We start from the raw sequence: 16841 nt of genomic DNA, 5'->3' as shown, positions 1-16841 counted from the left end.
ATGTTAGAACCGCGTCGATGTTTCAAACAGGGACCTGTGGAAAGGAAAACCATGATGAAGCGTTTTGGAGTTCTCGTAATTGCAGCGGCGCTGGTCGTGGCGGCCGGGCTGGTCTGGGCCAGGGACACCAAGACTGTGGCTGTGCTGCCGTTCTCAGTCTCCAGTGCTGAAAACATCGACTATGTCCAGCAGGGTATCTGGAACATGCTGTCCAGCCGCCTGTCGAGCTCCGGCAAGATTGCGGTGCCCGGCAAAGATACGGTGCTGGGCGTGCTCGGCAACAGGGCAGGCAAGGAAATGCCCCTGGCGGAGCTACAGGCCGTGGGAAAATCTCTCAAAGCCGACTACGTTGTCGCAGGCAGCGTCACCAAGATCGGTGCCAACCTGAGCATCGACGCCAAGCTCGTGGACATCGCGACGAGCAAGTCACCCGTCGGCGTTTTTACCTCGTCGAAGGGGATGGACGAGGTCATTCCAAAAATAACGGAATTCGCACAGAAAATTGAGACCCATGTGTTGGGCGGCGCAGCACCGGAAGCCACGCCCCTCACACCCCTTCCTCCGCCGACGGCCGTCATGCCCTCGGGCACGAGCACAAGGGAATCGGAAATCATCGCCGGCATGCGTAAGGGTAAGGCCGGGACATTCACGGGTGCCATCAATCCCGACTTCATCAATGCCATGCAGCCGGTGGACCGCAAAGGATTCTGGATGAGCGAGCGTTTCCCCCTCGAGTTCCGGGGCATGGACATCGGGGACGTAAACAAGGACGGCCTGAATGAGATCGTAACCATCTCCCGCAACGAGATCCGGATCTTTCAGAAAAAGGGAAAGGAATTCCGGATGCTCCAGAAGATCAGCGGGCGATCCTCGGATAATTATATGACGGTGGACGTCGCGGACATCAACCGCAACGGTGTTCCCGAAATCATCGTGACCAACTCCCTTGAAAACTCCGTCAACTCCTTCGTCTACGAATGGCAGGACGGCAAGTTCGTCCAGATCGCGTCGAGGCTTCCGTGGTTCTTCCGGGTGATCAACCGGCATAACCCGGCAAGCCAGCAGCTCCTGGGTCAGCGATACCACGGCATGAACATCTCCATGGACACCAATGAATTCATGCCTTTTGAAACCCAGATCCATGAAATCGTCTGGGACGGCACCCGTTATACCGAAGGCCAGAGGATGAAGATCCCCCTTGGCATGTCCGTCTTCGGCCTGACCATTGACGATCTCGGCCAGGGTCCGTCGAGGATTATCGCCCTGAATCAGGACGACTATCTCTGCATTTACCAGGAGACGGAGAAACCGCTGAAATCACTACAGAAATTCGGTGGCGCCAGCGAACTCCTGTACAAAAGCGACGACCCCTTCGGCGGAAGCAACCTTTACGTTGAGGCCCCGACCGGCGCCACGGGCGTGGAGGCCTACCTGAGCAAATACTGGGTCAACACACGCATCCTTACAACGGACCTCAACAAGGACGGACGACGGGAGATCCTGCTGGTAAAAAACATCTCCGCATCCGCCCGGATCATGCGAAACGTGAAGCTCTATACGTCGAGCGAGTTCTACAACATTGAATGGGACGGCGTCGGCATGGTAGAGAACTGGCGAACCCGGAAGATCAACGGGTACGTGGCCGATTACCAGTACAAGGACGTGGACAACGATGGGGAAAACGAGATCGTCATGGCCCTTGTTCTCTCGACAGGAGCATCGTTCGGCGAGTCGAGCGTCCTGGCGGCCTACAAGATGACGCCGGTGGCCACCCAGATCCCCCAGGCGGAACCCATGGAGATCCAGAAATAGAAGGCCTCAAACGGAGGGTTGACAAGATCGTATTTCTGTTATAATGCGGTCGCCTGTTTTGCAAAGGCAAGCGGCGGTGTAGCTCAGTTGGTCAGAGCATACGGCTCATATCCGTAGTGTCCCTGGTTCGAATCCAGGCACCGCTACCATGAACAAATCGGACCCGGAGTGGAAACTCCGGGTCTTTCTTTTTTGGCGCTGATTGCTGTTTGAATCAGGTCATTCTGCTTCACCCCTTATTCGCATGTTGATTTTTCAAAACCGATATGCTACGGGACGGCACCCCTTATACAAGTGAATGCAGTGTAGCAGCGGGAGAAATTGAACTTCCGGCGCGGTTGCCGGGAGACTCCGTCTTCCGCAAACTGACGGCAGCGCCTGACAGGGGGAGGAGTGTAAATTCTAACTAAGGAGGAAGGTGTTCATGTCGTACGCAGAGGAGTATCGGAAGAAACTCGTTAGCCCGGAAGATGCTGTGAAAGTGGTCAAGAGCGGAGACTGGATTGACTATGGGTTCGGCCACACCAAGCCGATCGCCTTGGACAAGGCCCTTGCCGCACGCAAGGATGAACTCAAAAACATCAACATTCGGCACACATTGAGCCTGACACCCCAAGCGTGCGTCGAAGCCGACCCCGAAGGAGAAGTCTTTACCTACCAGGACTGGCATTTCTCCGGCTATTCACGCAAGCTTCACGATAAAGGCCGGTGCTATTACCACCCCATGATTTTCCGCAATCAGCCCCTCTTCTACAAGAAGAGCATCAAGTCCGTCGACGTTGCCATGCTCCGCGTGACCAAGATGAACAAAGACGGCTATTTCAACACGCACATGGGCAACGCGGCCGTGCGCGCGGCCATGGACGTCGCCAAGAAGATCATCGTCGAAGTAAACCCGCTTCTCCCCTGGGCCATGGGCGGACGCGACGAGGTCGTGCACATCTCCGAGGTCGACTATGTCGTTGAGCACGAATCGAAGGTCGAGGCGATCCCCCCGGCAGCCCCCACCGAGATCGATGTGAAGATCGCCAGCCACATCGTTCCCATGATTCCCAACGGCGCCTGCATCCAGCTTGGTATCGGCGGTCTTCCCAACTACATCGGGACACAGCTGGCCGAATCGGACATCAAGGACCTGGGATGCCACACGGAAATGCTGGTGGATGCATACTATCACATGTACCAGGCCGGCAAACTGACCAACAAGAAGAAGGGCGTGGACAAGAAGAAGAGCGCTTATGCGTTTGCCGCGGGCAGCCAGTTCCTCTACGACTGGATCGACCTGAACCCCTCGCTGGCGTCCTATCCCGTCTCCTACACCAACGCCCCTCACGTCATGTGCCAGCACGACAATATGGTTTCCATCAACGCCTGCGTGGAAGTCGATCTCTTCGGGCAGGTGTCGTCCGAGTCATCGGGACCGAGACACATCAGCGGCACCGGCGGACAGCTTGATTTCGCCACGGGCGCCTACATGTCCGACGGCGGCATGTCCTTCATCTGCTGCAACGCATCCTACAAGGACAAGAAGACGGGGGAGACCAAGTCCCGGATCGTCCCCACCCTGCCCGCCGGATCGATCGTAACGGTCCCGCGAACCCAGGCCCACATGATCGTTACGGAATACGGCGTTGCCGACCTGGCCGGAAAATCCACCTGGCAGAGAGCCGAAGCCCTGATCAACATCGCCCATCCGGATCTGCGGGACGGCCTGATCAAAGAAGCGGAAAAAATGAACATCTGGCGAAAGAACGGAAACGGAAACGGAAAGGGTTGATCAACCCTTTTCTGGCACCGCTACACAAGAAGCCCGGCCCCAGGCCGGGCTTTCTGTTTTCATGGACGCCCCCGCCGGCATGGTGCTATGGTGCCCTCCATGAAAACGCTGGCAAAACAATATTCCCTGCATCCCGTCCAGGATCTGCCATCCCGCATCACAGAAAGCCTGGGCGTGACATCCATCGATTATGCCGAGCGCTATGCCGCCATCCGGGCCGGCCGGAAGGAGGGGGCGCAGGCCGCAGGGGTCCTCCTCCTGCTCCGGATGGATGGAGACATTCCATACCTGCAGCTCATCAAACGCTCCGCCACAGTGGCCCAGCCCGGCGACCTGAGCTGTCCGGGAGGGATGCTTCACGGGGCCGTAGATGTCGCATTCCGGCACCTTCTGTGTTCCTGCTCCATGCCCGTCATTCAGGGACGTCCCCGGGAACTGTCCCGTCTCCGGGGCCACCGGGAGCACCGGTTGATCTGCCTCTTCCTGGCGAACGCCATCCGAGAAACCTGGGAGGAAGTCGGTCTGAATCCTCTCCGGATCCGTTTTCTCGGCCCCCTTCCCACCTATTCCCTCATCCTGTTCCGAAGGACGATTTTCCCTCTGATGGGGATGGTTCACGCGCCATGGGCATTCCGGCCCAACCGCGAGGTGGCCCGGGTGGTCGAGATTCCCCTGGATTCTTTCTTTATGGAGGAGAGTTACGGGCGCTACATCGTGACCTATACGGAGGTCTCGGGCTCGAAGGACGAGGTCTGCCAGGACTTTCCATGCCTGATCCACCGTGAAGCCGACGGAACCACGGAAATCCTCTGGGGAGCGACTTTTTACATCATCATGAAGATGCTGAAGATCGTCTTCGATTTCGATCTGCCGGACTGGCAGAAAGGGCAACCCATCGAACGCAGCCTCCGGGCGGATTACCTGACGGGACAGCGCGTTGCGGGAAGAATTCCCGCTGCGGACTGAGCGCCCCGGACACGATGACACGCACCGGCGGGACGGAGCTGTTCGCCCGGATACCCTTTGATTTCTGAAGGAATTTCGAATGGAAAGCGATCTGGACCCAAGGGATATCCTGAGAGGAACCGATGCAGCGGTCTTCGACTTCGACGGTACCCTGGCCGTCCTGAACATCGACTTCCCAGCCATGCGGGGGGCTGTCAGAAAGCTCGCCGCGGATGCCGGTATTCCCCCGGAGGTTCTGGACGGCCTTTTCGTTCTGGAGACCATCGAAGCGGGTCGGGCATGGCTGACGGGCAAATCCCCGGACCATGCCTTGTCGTTCCAGCGGGAGGCGATGAGCCTCGTCACTGCTATCGAAATCCAGGCCGCCCGGTATGGTTCGCTCATTGCCGGTGTCCGGGAACTGCTCGAGGGCATGAAGAAGCGGGAGATCCGACGTGCGATCATCACTCGGAACTGCGGGGCCGCCGTCACCCTGATTTTTCCGGATATTGCCGATTGCTGTGATGTATTCCTGCCCCGGGATGGAACCGAACGCGTCAAGCCCGATCCGGGGCATGTTCTGGAGTCGCTTTCAAGAATGGGCATCGCACCCGCCCGCGCCGTTGTGGTAGGGGACCACCCCATGGACATCCGGACTGGCCGCGAGGCCGGCACCCGGACCGTCGGGGTTCTGACGGGCTCAGGCAAACGGGAGGAACTGCTCCGGGCCGGTGCCAATGTCATTGTTCCTTCGGCCCCGGATCTCCTGCAACTCCTGTAATGAAGGGAGAGAGAGGCGGACGCCGACGCCCCGGGATGAAACCATCAGCGGTATTTGAACCGGAGACACCGGAAGCGGACCCGCAAAGAATCCACCATCTATGCCCTGAAAAGCCGGAAGGGAGAAATGCCCCGTCATGGCCGCAAAGACCGCGAAAACCTGCCCCTCCTGCGGGCACGTCGAGGAGTGCTGGCGCAACCCCGTCCCCACGGTGGACATTATCATCGAACTGGAAGAAGGGATCGTCCTGATCCGGCGGAAGAACCCGCCTCCCGGCTGGGCTCTCCCCGGAGGATTCGTGGACTACGGCGAGTCGCTGGAGGAGGCGGCCGTCCGGGAGGCCCGGGAAGAAACGGGACTGCAAGTCACCCTGCTCCGCCAACTCCACACCTACTCGAGGCCGGACCGGGATCCCAGGCAGCACACGATCACAACCGTCTATGTCGGCCGCGCGTCCGGGAAACCGGCGGCCGGCGACGACGCGGGAGAGATCGGCGTCTTCACGCGCGATACCATGCCATCCCTGGCGTTCGACCACGAGGAAATCCTCGCCGACTATTTCAAGGAAAAGAAAGCAGAGTAAGACCTGGAATTCACGAACGTATCTTGATGCGGAGGCGACCGCCCGACGCAGGAACGGCTGGTCGCCAAAACGAAAAGAGGCATTCAGGCGTTCCCTGGCGGGACGCCGAATCCGCGTTACACGGTACGGGCCGGTTCAGCTCCCGGCAACCTCCGCCCGGACGAGCATGGTCGCCGGGTCGAGGAGCAACGATCCCCCCTCGGACGTCAATCCGCCGCCTTTCAGAGAACGGATGCGGATTCTCCCCTTTTCGGGCGTCATTTCCAGGATCACGTCGAAAAGGCTGGAAACCGGTCTCAGCCGCTGGGGAATTCCATCGGCCTCCGGGGTCTCGTAGCGGTGTGTGTGAACGGTGAACCACCCGTAAAAACCGCCCAGGCCGGCCATGTTCTTCAGGTCGGCCAAGGCCTCACGGCTGGTCTCTTCAAACGGAAAGCCGTCGATGATCACCACTTCCGGCCGGAAGATTCCCTGGGCGGCCAGGTCTTCCAGGCGCTCCGCCAGGCGGGGAACGGTGAATCCGTCGACGCGGAACGTCATGATGAAGCGGTGGGGGACAAGGGATTCCCAAAGGCGCTGCATTCCCGCCATCCCCTGCCTTCTCGCGGCATCCTGAAACAGCTCCTCGTACCAGAGAGCCACTTTCTGAACAGGGTCATGCAGACTCACATGCAGGACATTCTTTCCCTGCAGCATTGCCCGGATCGCCAGCTGAACCATCAGGGCTGTCTTCCCGATCCCTGCATGGGCGAAAACGGCTCCGAACCGGCCCGCCTCCAGCAGGCCTTCGGCTTCCCCCGCCAGGGTGCCCAGGAGCTTCTCCCGAATCTGCTCTTCCCGCATCGTCATAACACTTCTCCTTCTCCTCCACGGAATGATGGTAGCCGTCTTTCTTTCCCGCGCTTCCCCGCAGACCGAGGATGAATCCGCAGAATCCTTCCGGCGGCCGTCAGACCCGCACGGTTTCATCTCAGGCGGCGCTCCTTTTGCGCTGGGCCACCTCTTCCGCGATCTTCTCCGCCACGGATACGGGAACCTGCCTGTAGGCGGCGAATTCCATGGTAAACTGGGCCTTTCCCTGCGTGGCAGACCGGAGCACCGTCGAATACCCGAACATCTCCGCCAGGGGCACCTGGGCCTCTACGACGCACTGGGGCCCTTCGTCCTGGGCGCCGATGATCATGCCGCGCCGCTGATTCAGCAGCCCCATGACGGCCCCCTGGAACTCCGTCGGCGTCTCGACGACAACCTTCATGATCGGCTCCAGGATAATCGGCTTCGCTCTCCCGTATGCCTCCCGGAATGCCCCCCGGGCCGCCGCCTGGAAGGCCATGTCGGACGAGTCCACAGCATGGGAGGCCCCGTCGTTGATCACGACCCGGATTCCCGTCACGGGAAACTCCATTTTCGGCCCCTTGGCCAGGCAGAGCCGGAATCCCTTCTCCACGGCAGGGATGAACTGGGTGGGAATGGATCCGCCGGTCACGTCGTTGACAAATTCGAAGTCGCCTTCCGAAAGCGGCTCCAGGTAGCCGGCGATCCGCCCGTACTGGCCCGAGCCGCCCGTCTGCTTACGGTGCGTATAGTTAAAGTCCGCCCTCTGCGTGATAGCCTCGCGGTAAGCGACCCTCGGATGGCCCGTGGTCACCTCGCAGCCGTATTCCCTGCGCATCCGTTCGACGTAAATCTCCAGATGGAGCTCGCCCATCCCCTCGATGATTGTCTCACTGGTCTCCTGGTCCACGTGGGTCCGGAAGGTCGGATCCTCACGTGTGAAGCGTCCCAGGGCCTTGGACAGGTTGGTCTGGGACTTGTTGTCCTTCGGGACGATGGCCAGGGAGATCACCGGTTCAGGAACGTACATGGACGTCATGGTGTAATTCACGCCGGGTGTGATGAAGGTATCACCGGAGGAGCAGTCGATGCCGAAGAGGGCGCCGATGTACCCGGCGTTCACGGCCTCAATGTCCTCCATCTGGTCGGCGTGCATGCGGACCACCCGGCCGATCTTGACCTTCTTTCCGCTCCGGGCGTTGACTACGGTAGTGCCGCGGGCAGCGCTTCCCTGATAGACGCGGATGTAGGTCAACTGCCCGTAGGGCCCGTCCTCAAGCTTGAAGGCGAAGGCGACCGTTGGCTTTTCCGAATCGCAGGACAGGCTGACCGGCGCTTCCTCATGATCCATGTCCAGCGCCTGATTATCGACATCGGACGGGCACGGCAGATAGCGGTTCACGGCTTCGAGCAGCGGCTGGACACCCCGGTTCTTGTAGGCCGAACCCATGAAAACGGGCGTCAACTGGCGGGCCAGGGTGCCGCGGCGCACAGCCTCCAGGATGATGTCTTCCGATACCAGGCCGCCTTCCAAAAGGGCTTCCGTCAACTCATCCGAAAAAAGCGAGACCGCGTCGAGCATCTCTTCCCGCTTCTTCCGGGCCGTTTCCATAAGCTCCGGGGGGATTTCCTCGACCCGCACATCTTCCCCGTGCTCGCCGTCGAAATACAGCGCCTTCATGGTCAGCAGGTCCACCACACCCTCAAAATCGATCTCCAGGCCAATGGGAATCTGCATCGCCACGGCATTGTGCCCCAGTTTCGTCTGCAGCTGCGAGATGACCCGGAATGGATCGGCACCGCTCCGGTCGCATTTGTTGATAAAGGCAATACAGGGCACGTGATAGCGTTTCATCTGCTGGTCCACGGTGATGGACTGGGACTGGACACCGCCGACGGAACAGAGAACAAGGATCGCGCCGTCCAGCACGCGGAGCGAGCGCTCGACCTCGATGGTGAAGTCCACGTGGCCGGGCGTGTCGATGATGTTGATTTCGTGTCCCTTCCACTGGCAGAACGTGGCCGCGGAAGCGATGGTGATCCCCCGCTCCTTCTCCAGCTCCATGGAATCCATGGTGGCCCCCACGCCGTCTTTTCCCTTTACGTCATGCATGGCGCGGATGCGCTTTGTATAATACAGGATCCGCTCCGTCAGCGTGGTCTTGCCCGAGTCGATGTGGGCGCTGATGCCGATGTTTCTTACTTTTTCGATGTCCGTAGTCATAGCCTTTCCATCCCTGCCATAAACAAAAAAACCCTCCGAGAGGGTTCATCCCGCCTGGTATTTTGTGTGAAGTTGCGCCTTCTATCCTCTCGCAAAGCCATTGTCAAGGACTATTTATCATATTTTCGGAATCCGAAAATCGATTTTCAACTTGCAAAAGGCAAATCCTTTGTGTTAGATACCCCTGCAATATTTTCTTCCCAGTCATTCTCACAAACAGCTTCCGAAGGATCCCGCGAGGCCCGCGGGATCGGCAAAAGAAACCACGAATGCGGTAATCCATTCCGCGGGATTACCAGGCACTCGCATCGTGAAGCCGTATCTGACGCAACCAAAAGCCAAATTAGGAAGGGGGGATGCCGCACCGGAATCAGGAGAGGAAGGAAACAAAAGGGGAAAACAATTATTGCCGGTAACAAACAAAAAAAGGAGGAATCATTCATGGCGCATGAACACAGTTTTGCTACACCGGGACCCGCCGGTCTGGGTGCTCTGGCCGTCGCGTGTTTCGGGTTTGGCGCGGTATTTATGGGAAAAGTCGACCTGTCTGGCTTTCCTCTCCTTGCTGCGTGGCTGATCGGGGGATGCCTCGTCCAGTACACAACGGCGGTTATGGAGTTGAAAGATCACAACATCACGGGCGGTAACGTCTTCCTGTTTTTCTCCGCCTTCTTCATGTTAGCAGCGGCGATCAGTACTTTCGCAAAATGGTACAGCATTAGTTTCATTTTCGGTCCGAAAGCCGCCAAGGAAGCCATGGATGCAGCCATGGCGGCCGCGGGAGTCGCGGACATCAAGATGCTGACCCCGGAACAGCTGGCGGCAGCCAAGGCCGGCATCGGCAAGGCTGTAGGAGCGGCAGTCGGCAAGATGGTCTACATCGAGGGATGGATGTGGATGGCCGGGGCCGGCTTCCTCACCGCCGTGACACCCGCTTACGCCAAGAGCGGTCTGTTCCTGCTCGTCGTCGTCATCGACATCGTCCTCTGGATGATCGTGGGCATGGATACGGGCTGGTACGGGGATCCAAAAACATGGAAACCGGTCATCGGCTATCTGCTGGTCTTCTCCGGCTGGTATGGCGTGTATATGGCGGGCGCCGTCGTCTGCAACACGATCTATGGCAAGAAGGTCTTCTGGACCCCTCCGCCGGTGATCAAGTAGCAGACCTTTCAGATTATAGAAATCAGGGCGGGCTCTTCGAAGGGCCCGCCCTTTTTTTGCGGATTTCCGGGCTCTTTATGGTTGCATTTGGAACCGAATCTTGATAACAGACTGTCCGCAATCTCATCCCACCCGGCTGGGATCCTGTAACTATCGAATTATTCTACCGATTATTCGAACTCGTTTTCAGGGGGCCTTCCGCAGCTCATGGCCCGATCGGGCAGGGGATCGAGACATTCTCGTAAAAAAAGTTTTTCCTTAACGACATCCTTTTTTGTTCAGCAGCCAGTACCGGTCCGGCATATGACGGGGAAGTATTGATCCGCCACCGCGCACCGTGTGAGGAAACGATGGGATTCATCGCCTCCACACATGTGAAGTCCGCTTGATACCGCTCCGGTCGCGTTGTTGATTTTGCGGGAGTAACGGAATGACTACGCCGGTGCAGCAGAAGATCCGGGACAAGAAACGGACACCGGAACAGATCGCCGACATGGTCCAGTCGGGCGACTGGATCAATCACGGAAGTACCGGCGGGGATTCCACGGTCTGCACGGAGGCGGTAGCCAGGAGGCTGGGTCCCGGCTCCGGCCAGTTGCGGAATATCGAGTTTTGGATGTACGCGATGTTCTATCCTCATCCGGAACTCCAACAGATCGATCCCCACCAGGAATATCACACCATTCACGAGTTCTTCTTCTTCCCCTGGAACCGCAAGGCCCGCGACACCCACAACGTCACTGACTGGGCTCAGTGGGGATGGGCTTACGGCATGCACGCCCACCACTACCGGTTCGCCTGCAGCGAGAAAGAACAGCGCGGGATGGACTGGTGGTTCAACGCCGTCACGGTTCCCGACGAACGTGGCTATTTCAACATGTCCTACGGGACGAACAACTGCAATATCTTCCGGCAAACGGCGAAGAAGATTGTCTTCGAGGTCCGCCCCGACTACCCCTGGGCGGAGAGCGGCCGTTTCAATACGATTCATATCGACGAGATCGACTACTGGGTCGAGGTGGACTGCGAGCGCTACCGGTGGCCCCAGGTAAACGAGCGAGCAATCCGTCCAAGCCCCGTGGAGCAGCAGATTGCGAAAAACGTCATGCAGATCATGCGGGACCGGGACGTGATCCAGCTGGGTATCGGCTCGCTGCCCTCGGCCTGCGTCGCCGCGCTGGCAGATGCGGGCTTCCGGGATCTCGGTATCCACACGGAAATGCTGAACTTCGGCCTCATGAGGCTGATCGAGTCCGGCCAGGTCACAAACGCCTACAAGACACTGGATCGTGGAAAGAGTGTCTGGACATTTGCATTCCCCGTGGACGTGAAGTGGTATTACGAAACCATCCACCGTAACCAGGCCCTGGCGGCCTACGACATCGACTACACGAACAACCTGAATGTCCTGACCCGGATCGACAATATGATCTCCATCAACAACTGCGTAGCCGTCGACCTCCTGGGCCAGATTTCCACGGGGTTCTATGAGAAGCGACCCATCTCCTCGTCCGGCGGATTTTTCCAGTTTCATGTCTTCGCCGCCCAGTCCAGGGGCGGCCGCGGCGTGGCAGCCATGACTTCCCGAAGCAAGCATGGCACCTCCCGGATCGTTCCGTTCCTTCCGGAGGGCTCGACGGTGGACGTGCCGGCCCAGTTCACCAACTACGTCTGCACCGAGTTCGGAATGGTCAACCTCCGAGGACTGAGTGGCTACGAGCGAGCATCGGCGATCATCTCCATCGCCCACCCGGATGACCGGGAATGGCTGGAGAGGGAGGCCCGTGAGAATGGCCTCCTGCCGCCGAAGTTCCCTGTCTCCATGATGCCGGCGGAGGGAGGTGGACGCCGGTATCCGTCATGCGAGGAGCGCCGGAATTACAAGGTATCCATGGGCAGCACCGTCTGGGGGTACGACTGGGACCAAGGGTACCAGACCGGAAAGTAACGGATTCTTCTATCTCACCTGGAGAACCGGTCAGGACTCTCCAGGGGCGGATTTTCTTGGAGCTGCAATCTCATGGCAACGAAGCAACCCGTAGAGATGGAAAGGGAGAAAAAACTCGACCAGGCCATGCGGCGTCGGGAGAAGCTTTCCAAGATCCGGCTGTGGGCCTATATCGTCTGGATCATCGGCCTCATGCTCATTTTGGCCCGGTATATGAAGCTATTTCCGGACTGAACAAGCGGATTATTTTCAACGAAACAACAGAATGGGAATCCCCGGACGAAATGCCGGATCGCAAAGAAATCATGATGAAAGGGGGGAATCGAAAGAGAAAGGAGTGGGTTTTTCACAGACTTGCTGTGGCAAACCACGGCTATCCATGCAACCGGCCCGCGACGGTTTCCGCTTTTCGTGTCACAACAGCATGGAGGACAGTCCTACAAAATCTTCCTGAAAAATTCGGGAACTGGAAGATTGCCCTTGTAAATCAGCGGGTCTTGTGAAATACAGATGCACGCCGAGATCATCGACATCCGAATCCGCACGGAATGGTCGGCCACCCTTCGGACAGCAAACCGGAGATGTGATTCAGCGCTCGGCGTTTCATCCTTCCCACTGATGTACAAATGGACCAACCGAAAAGAAGAGGACGGTGCTTCGGCGCCTCCGTTTTGCAGCCGCAACCGGAACCAGTGTGCGGCATATATGAAGAGAGGCAGGTTGTCCGTGCAATTTGTCCGCTTTTCTGCGGGTTCCGCCACTGGTTTGATTTTTTTCACACTTCAATAAAAGGGAGGTAAGAGTTATGGCGTTAGATTTTTCATTTACCGAAGAACAAAGGATGCTGGAGGATCAGGTTTACCGCTGGGCCATGACCTGGCTGGAGCCGCAGATGGAGCACATGTACGAGGTGGACGAGATGCCCCCCACGATCTTCAAGGAGCTGGGCAACCTCGGCGTGAACGGAATCGTCTTCCCGGAAAAGTACGGCGGAGCCGCCCTCGGTTACGTGGAAACCCTGCTTGTGTATGAAACCATCGCCCGCGTCAGCAACGCCCTCTCCATGACGGTCGGCGCCAGCCAGACCCTCTGCTTCGACAACTTCCGCCGGAACGCCTCGGAAGCACAGAGAGAATATGTCCTCCCCAAGGCCTGTACGGGTGAGTGGATCGGCTGCCTCGGCATCACCGAGCCCAACGCCGGGTCTGACGCCATGTCCATGGCCACCAAGGCCGAGAAGAAGGGCGACAAGTACATCATCAACGGCTCCAAGATCTTCATCACGAACGGCCCCGTCGCCCAGTTCATGGTTTTCTACGCCAAGACCAATCCCGCTGCCGGCCCCAAGGGCATCAGCGCTTTCTGCTTCGAGTTCGACAAGGTCAAGGGCTGCAAGCGCGAGAAGATCAAGAAGTGGGGCATGAGGACCTCCCCCACGGCCCTGATCACCTTCGAGGACATGGAACTTCCGGAGTCCGCCCTGATCGGCGGCGAGAACAAGGGCGTCGCGATCCTCACGAGCGGCCTCTGCACCGAGCGCATCACGCTGTCGGGCTGCACCCTGGGCGGCCAGAGGACCTGCCTCGAGCTCTGCCTGAAGTATGCGAAGGAAAGAGTGCAGTTCGGCAAGCCCATCGCCTCCTTCCAGACGATCCAGGAAAAGCTGGCGAACATGTACTGCGGCTACAAAGCCGGCAAGTGGCTGGCCTACAGCGCCGCGGCCTACTGCGACACGCTGGAAAACAAGTCCGGCGGCAAGGGAACGGACCTCGACCGGATGGCCGCGGCCTCCCTGCTGTACACGGGCGAGATGGGAACCAAGATCGGTCTCGACGCGATCCAGATCCACGGCGGCTACGGCTACTGCACCGAGTACGCCATTTCCCGTCATTTCCTGGATCAGAAACTGTGGGAGATCGGCGCCGGCACGTCGGAAATCCGCCGCATGATCATCGCCCGCGAGCTGATGCGCGACGACTTCAAGAGCGGTCTGTAATCGCAACATCCCGGTATTTGCCGGTTTGAGGACGGAAGGCCATGGCGAAAGCCATGGCCTTCTTTATTTCCACTCTTTCCTTGACCGTCCGGACTCCGTGTGTTAGACGAATCAAAGTTTTATTAACGAATCTGACTCCTTACCTGAGTGGATGATGCAGCCAAAGAGCCTCCCGATAACCCGCTGGCGCCTCTCCGAAGTGGATTCCGCCATTCAGGAAAAACTGTCCTCGGAATTCGGCCTCTCTCCCATCGTTTCCCAGATCCTCACCAGCAGGGATATCCTGGAGATCGACGACGCAAGGCGCTTTCTCTCCCCTTCCCTGACGGACCTCCACAACCCCTACCTGATGAAGGACATGAGAAAGGGCGTGAACCGCCTGGTCAAGGGGATCCGCAACCGGGAGAGCATCGTCATCTACGGCGACTATGACGCGGACGGGATTACCTCGGTGGTGATCCTTCTGAAATTCCTCCGTCGCATCGATCCTTCCGTTTCCTATCATATCCCCGACCGGATCGGGGAGGGGTACAGCCTCAACCGGACCGCCATCGACCGGTTCAAAGCGCAGGGAATCAGCCTGATCGTAACGGTCGACTGCGGCATTTCCGATGCCGATGAAGTCGCCTATGCGAAAGGCCTCGGGATCGACACGATCATCCTGGACCACCACGAGGTCCCCCCCAGCCTTCCCAATGCCGCCGCCGTCATCAATCCCCACCGCACGGACTGTCCCTTTCCCTTCAAGGACATGGCCGCAGTGGGGATCGCCTTCAATTTCCTCATCGCCCTCCGGGGGGTCCTGCGGGAGGAAGGTTTCTGGAACAGCAGCACCTATCCCAACCTCCGGCAATACCTGGACCTGGTGGCGCTCGGAACGATCGGCGACATATCCCCCCTGATCGACGAGAATCGCATCCTTGCCAAAATCGGCCTCGACCTGATCACGGAGGGGCGGTCTGCCGGCATCCGTGCGCTCAAGGAGGTCTGCGGCATCGACAGCCAGTTGATCGACTCCACGAAGGCCTCCTACAACCTGATTCCCCGCATCAACGCCGCCGGCCGCATCGCATCCCCCCGGGACGCGGTGAATCTGCTGATGACGGAAGACATGGAGACGGCCCTCACCCTGGCCCGGCAGTTGGATGTCTACAACCGGCGGCGGCAGGACATCGAGCGGGAAATCCTGGGCGAAATCCTCAAGGAAATCGAAGACACCATGGATCCGAAGAATTCCCGGTCCCTGGTGTTCGCCTCGTCCCGCTGGCATCCCGGCGTCATCGGGATCGTGGCCTCCCGGCTGGTCGATCGCTACTATCGGCCCGCCATCCTGATCAGCCTCAAGGACGGGATCGGCAAGGGATCGGGCCGCAGCATCGCCGATTTCGATATCTACCGCGGTCTCCAGCGCTGCGATTCCCTGCTCCTTTCCTATGGCGGCCACCGATTCGCCGCGGGCATCTCCATCCGGGAAGAGCATATTCCCGATTTCAGAACCCTCCTCGAATCGGTGATTCAGGAAGAGACCCAGGCATCCGACATGGTATCCCAGACGGTCATCGACGCGGAATGCCGCCTCCAGGACATCACGCACAACCTCCTCTCCCAGATCGAAACGCTGGCTCCGTACGGCGCCCGCAATCCCGAACCCATCCTCTGCGTGCGCAACGTCAACGTCCTGTCCCCGTCCGTCGTCGGCAATAACCATTTGCGGATGCGGATCAGCAGCAGCGGAACGAACTGCAACTCCATCTGGTTCAGCAAAGGGCATTACCTGGAAACCATCACCGGGCTTCCCGTGGACATCGCCTTCACCCCCCAGATCAACACCTGGGGCGGCATCTCCGACATTCAGCTCAAGATGCACGATGTGGCGATCACGTCGTCGAACTGACATCCACTCCCGCAGCACAAAATAAAGGCAGGCCCGCGGGCCTGCCTTTATCGTCCGGTCACCGATTCTCTGTACTGTTATCTCCCACCGGTTGAAGCCGCCGACGCCGGCGTCGCCTCCCTGGAAGCCTTCGGGGCCGGTGCACCGGCCGCCGGAGCCGTTCCGGACGGCGGAGCGGCGGCGACCTCACTCACCTCAACCGCGTAGGTGTTGTCGCTCCGGTACAAAATGGGGTTTGCATTGTAGTTTTTCGCGGGATCCATATCCAGGGCAAGCCGCAGGATACTGCCGGCAGGAATGGATGTCGCCCGGACGCGCCGGATCATCTGGCCCTGCACTTTCATTTCCAGCCATTCCTTCCGGATGGATGTCGTGTTGGTGATGTCCAGAATGATCTTCGGCTCCTTCCCCTCGACATAATAAATCGCCGGCATGTAGAAACGGTTGAACTCCACCAGGACCGATTCCTTTCCGTCCGCTGTGACCTTGAACCGGATGGACTTCACCTCAACACTCACCGCATCGCCGCCGGTTTTCGGCTTCGTGCCCGCTGCGGAGACAGTCTCGCCCTCCTTACCCGGGAAGAGTCGCGGGGCGTATACGTAGCCCAGAGCGTACCGCTCGGAGCGCCTCGTCTCGGACGGCTTGAACACGGCGTACCAGTCGTCCTCCGGGAAGTCCGCCCGCACCGCCTGACCGGCCTGAAGCTGCCCTTTGAGACCCGAATTGATTGTTCGCTTGGCCCGGATGTTCGTCTTCTCATGAACGTACATGATGGTGCCCCACTTTGCCGGGGCTGCGAGAACTCCGTCCACGGCGATAAACGCGGGAACGACCAGCAGGAACGACAAGATGGCAAGAATCTTTCTGATCATGGCAACCT

At 58.9% G+C, this 16841-nt stretch carries 13 protein-coding genes and 1 tRNA gene; 11 read left to right on the top strand and 3 right to left on the bottom strand.

From position 1 onward, the window contains the following. Positions 1-51: 51 nt before the first annotated feature. The 6 genes from PLO63_06885 to PLO63_06860 all read left to right on the top strand — a co-directional run bounded on the left by PLO63_06885 (position 52) and on the right by PLO63_06860 (position 5898). On the top strand, positions 52-1812 hold the full coding sequence (locus tag PLO63_06885; protein ID HOI73857.1) for an FG-GAP-like repeat-containing protein: 1761 nt from the start codon (positions 52-54) through the stop codon (positions 1810-1812). A 72-nt stretch (positions 1813-1884) separates the two neighbouring features. Further along, positions 1885-1961, top strand: a tRNA-Met gene (locus tag PLO63_06880). A 275-nt stretch (positions 1962-2236) separates the two neighbouring features. Then, positions 2237-3589 carry an acetyl-CoA hydrolase/transferase C-terminal domain-containing protein gene (locus tag PLO63_06875; protein ID HOI73856.1) on the top strand — a complete coding sequence of 451 codons (1353 nt, stop codon included), beginning with the start codon at positions 2237-2239 and terminating at the stop codon, positions 3587-3589. 99 nt (positions 3590-3688) lie between these two features. Continuing rightward, positions 3689-4555 (top strand): CoA pyrophosphatase, encoded by an 867-nt coding sequence (locus PLO63_06870; protein ID HOI73855.1) that lies wholly within the window; start codon positions 3689-3691, stop codon positions 4553-4555. A 79-nt stretch (positions 4556-4634) separates the two neighbouring features. Continuing rightward, positions 4635-5315 carry an HAD family hydrolase gene (locus PLO63_06865; GenBank protein ID HOI73854.1) on the top strand — a complete coding sequence of 227 codons (681 nt, stop codon included), beginning with the start codon at positions 4635-4637 and terminating at the stop codon, positions 5313-5315. 136 nt (positions 5316-5451) lie between these two features. Next, on the top strand, positions 5452-5898 hold the full coding sequence (locus PLO63_06860) for an NUDIX hydrolase (GenBank protein HOI73853.1): 447 nt from the start codon (positions 5452-5454) through the stop codon (positions 5896-5898). Between the two features lie 135 nt (positions 5899-6033). Here PLO63_06860 and PLO63_06855 read toward each other — a convergent pair whose 3' ends face one another. Both PLO63_06855 and fusA read right to left on the bottom strand, forming a co-directional pair. Beyond that, positions 6034-6747, bottom strand: a complete 714-nt coding sequence (locus tag PLO63_06855; GenBank protein ID HOI73852.1) for an AAA family ATPase — start codon at positions 6745-6747, stop codon at positions 6034-6036. A gap of 121 nt (positions 6748-6868) precedes the next feature. Continuing rightward, entirely contained in the window at positions 6869-8956 is a 2088-nt protein-coding gene (fusA, locus tag PLO63_06850; protein ID HOI73851.1) for an elongation factor G, read from the bottom strand. Positions 8957-9397: 441 nt separating this feature from the next. Here fusA and PLO63_06845 point away from each other — a divergent pair, with 441 nt between their 5' ends. From PLO63_06845 to recJ, 5 genes are all read left to right on the top strand, one after another. After that, a complete protein-coding gene (locus PLO63_06845) occupies positions 9398-10120 on the top strand; it encodes a hypothetical protein (protein ID HOI73850.1) in 723 nt (240 codons plus the stop codon). Between the two features lie 430 nt (positions 10121-10550). Continuing rightward, a complete protein-coding gene (locus PLO63_06840; GenBank protein ID HOI73849.1) occupies positions 10551-12068 on the top strand; it encodes an acetyl-CoA hydrolase/transferase C-terminal domain-containing protein in 1518 nt (505 codons plus the stop codon). Between the two features lie 72 nt (positions 12069-12140). Then, the gene (locus PLO63_06835) at positions 12141-12302 is read left to right on the top strand and encodes a hypothetical protein (protein HOI73848.1); all 162 of its coding nucleotides are present in this window, start codon (positions 12141-12143) and stop codon (positions 12300-12302) included. A 571-nt stretch (positions 12303-12873) separates the two neighbouring features. After that, on the top strand, positions 12874-14064 hold the full coding sequence (locus PLO63_06830; protein HOI73847.1) for an acyl-CoA dehydrogenase family protein: 1191 nt from the start codon (positions 12874-12876) through the stop codon (positions 14062-14064). Positions 14065-14218: 154 nt separating this feature from the next. Further along, positions 14219-15958, top strand: coding sequence for a single-stranded-DNA-specific exonuclease RecJ (recJ, locus tag PLO63_06825; protein HOI73846.1), 1740 nt, complete (start codon positions 14219-14221; stop codon positions 15956-15958). 77 nt (positions 15959-16035) lie between these two features. Here recJ and PLO63_06820 read toward each other — a convergent pair whose 3' ends face one another. Next, positions 16036-16833, bottom strand: coding sequence for a hypothetical protein (locus PLO63_06820; protein HOI73845.1), 798 nt, complete (start codon positions 16831-16833; stop codon positions 16036-16038). Between the last annotated feature and the right edge of the window lie 8 nt (positions 16834-16841).

It is taken from the genome of Syntrophales bacterium, from assembly GCA_035363115.1.
Taxonomy (GTDB): domain Bacteria; phylum Desulfobacterota; class Syntrophia; order Syntrophales; family PHBD01; genus PHBD01.
The sequence above is the reverse complement of the archived record's forward strand: the minus strand, read 5'-3'. Positions and strand labels throughout refer to the sequence as shown.

Excerpts from the sequence above, each read along its gene's own strand:
- PLO63_06885 (HOI73857.1), top strand. The coding sequence starts at position 52 with ATGATGAAGCGTTTTGGAGTTCTCGTAATTGCAGCGGCGCTGGTCGTG.
- PLO63_06875 (HOI73856.1), top strand. The coding sequence starts at position 2,237 with ATGTCGTACGCAGAGGAGTATCGGAAGAAACTCGTTAGCCCGGAAGAT.
- PLO63_06870 (HOI73855.1), top strand. The coding sequence starts at position 3,689 with ATGAAAACGCTGGCAAAACAATATTCCCTGCATCCCGTCCAGGATCTG.
- PLO63_06865 (HOI73854.1), top strand. The coding sequence starts at position 4,635 with ATGGAAAGCGATCTGGACCCAAGGGATATCCTGAGAGGAACCGATGCA.
- PLO63_06860 (HOI73853.1), top strand. The coding sequence starts at position 5,452 with ATGGCCGCAAAGACCGCGAAAACCTGCCCCTCCTGCGGGCACGTCGAG.
- PLO63_06855 (HOI73852.1), bottom strand. The coding sequence starts at position 6,747 with ATGACGATGCGGGAAGAGCAGATTCGGGAGAAGCTCCTGGGCACCCTG.
- fusA (HOI73851.1), bottom strand. The coding sequence starts at position 8,956 with ATGACTACGGACATCGAAAAAGTAAGAAACATCGGCATCAGCGCCCAC.
- PLO63_06845 (HOI73850.1), top strand. The coding sequence starts at position 9,398 with ATGGCGCATGAACACAGTTTTGCTACACCGGGACCCGCCGGTCTGGGT.
- PLO63_06840 (HOI73849.1), top strand. The coding sequence starts at position 10,551 with ATGACTACGCCGGTGCAGCAGAAGATCCGGGACAAGAAACGGACACCG.
- PLO63_06835 (HOI73848.1), top strand. The coding sequence starts at position 12,141 with ATGGCAACGAAGCAACCCGTAGAGATGGAAAGGGAGAAAAAACTCGAC.
- PLO63_06830 (HOI73847.1), top strand. The coding sequence starts at position 12,874 with ATGGCGTTAGATTTTTCATTTACCGAAGAACAAAGGATGCTGGAGGAT.
- recJ (HOI73846.1), top strand. The coding sequence starts at position 14,219 with ATGCAGCCAAAGAGCCTCCCGATAACCCGCTGGCGCCTCTCCGAAGTG.
- PLO63_06820 (HOI73845.1), bottom strand. The coding sequence starts at position 16,833 with ATGATCAGAAAGATTCTTGCCATCTTGTCGTTCCTGCTGGTCGTTCCC.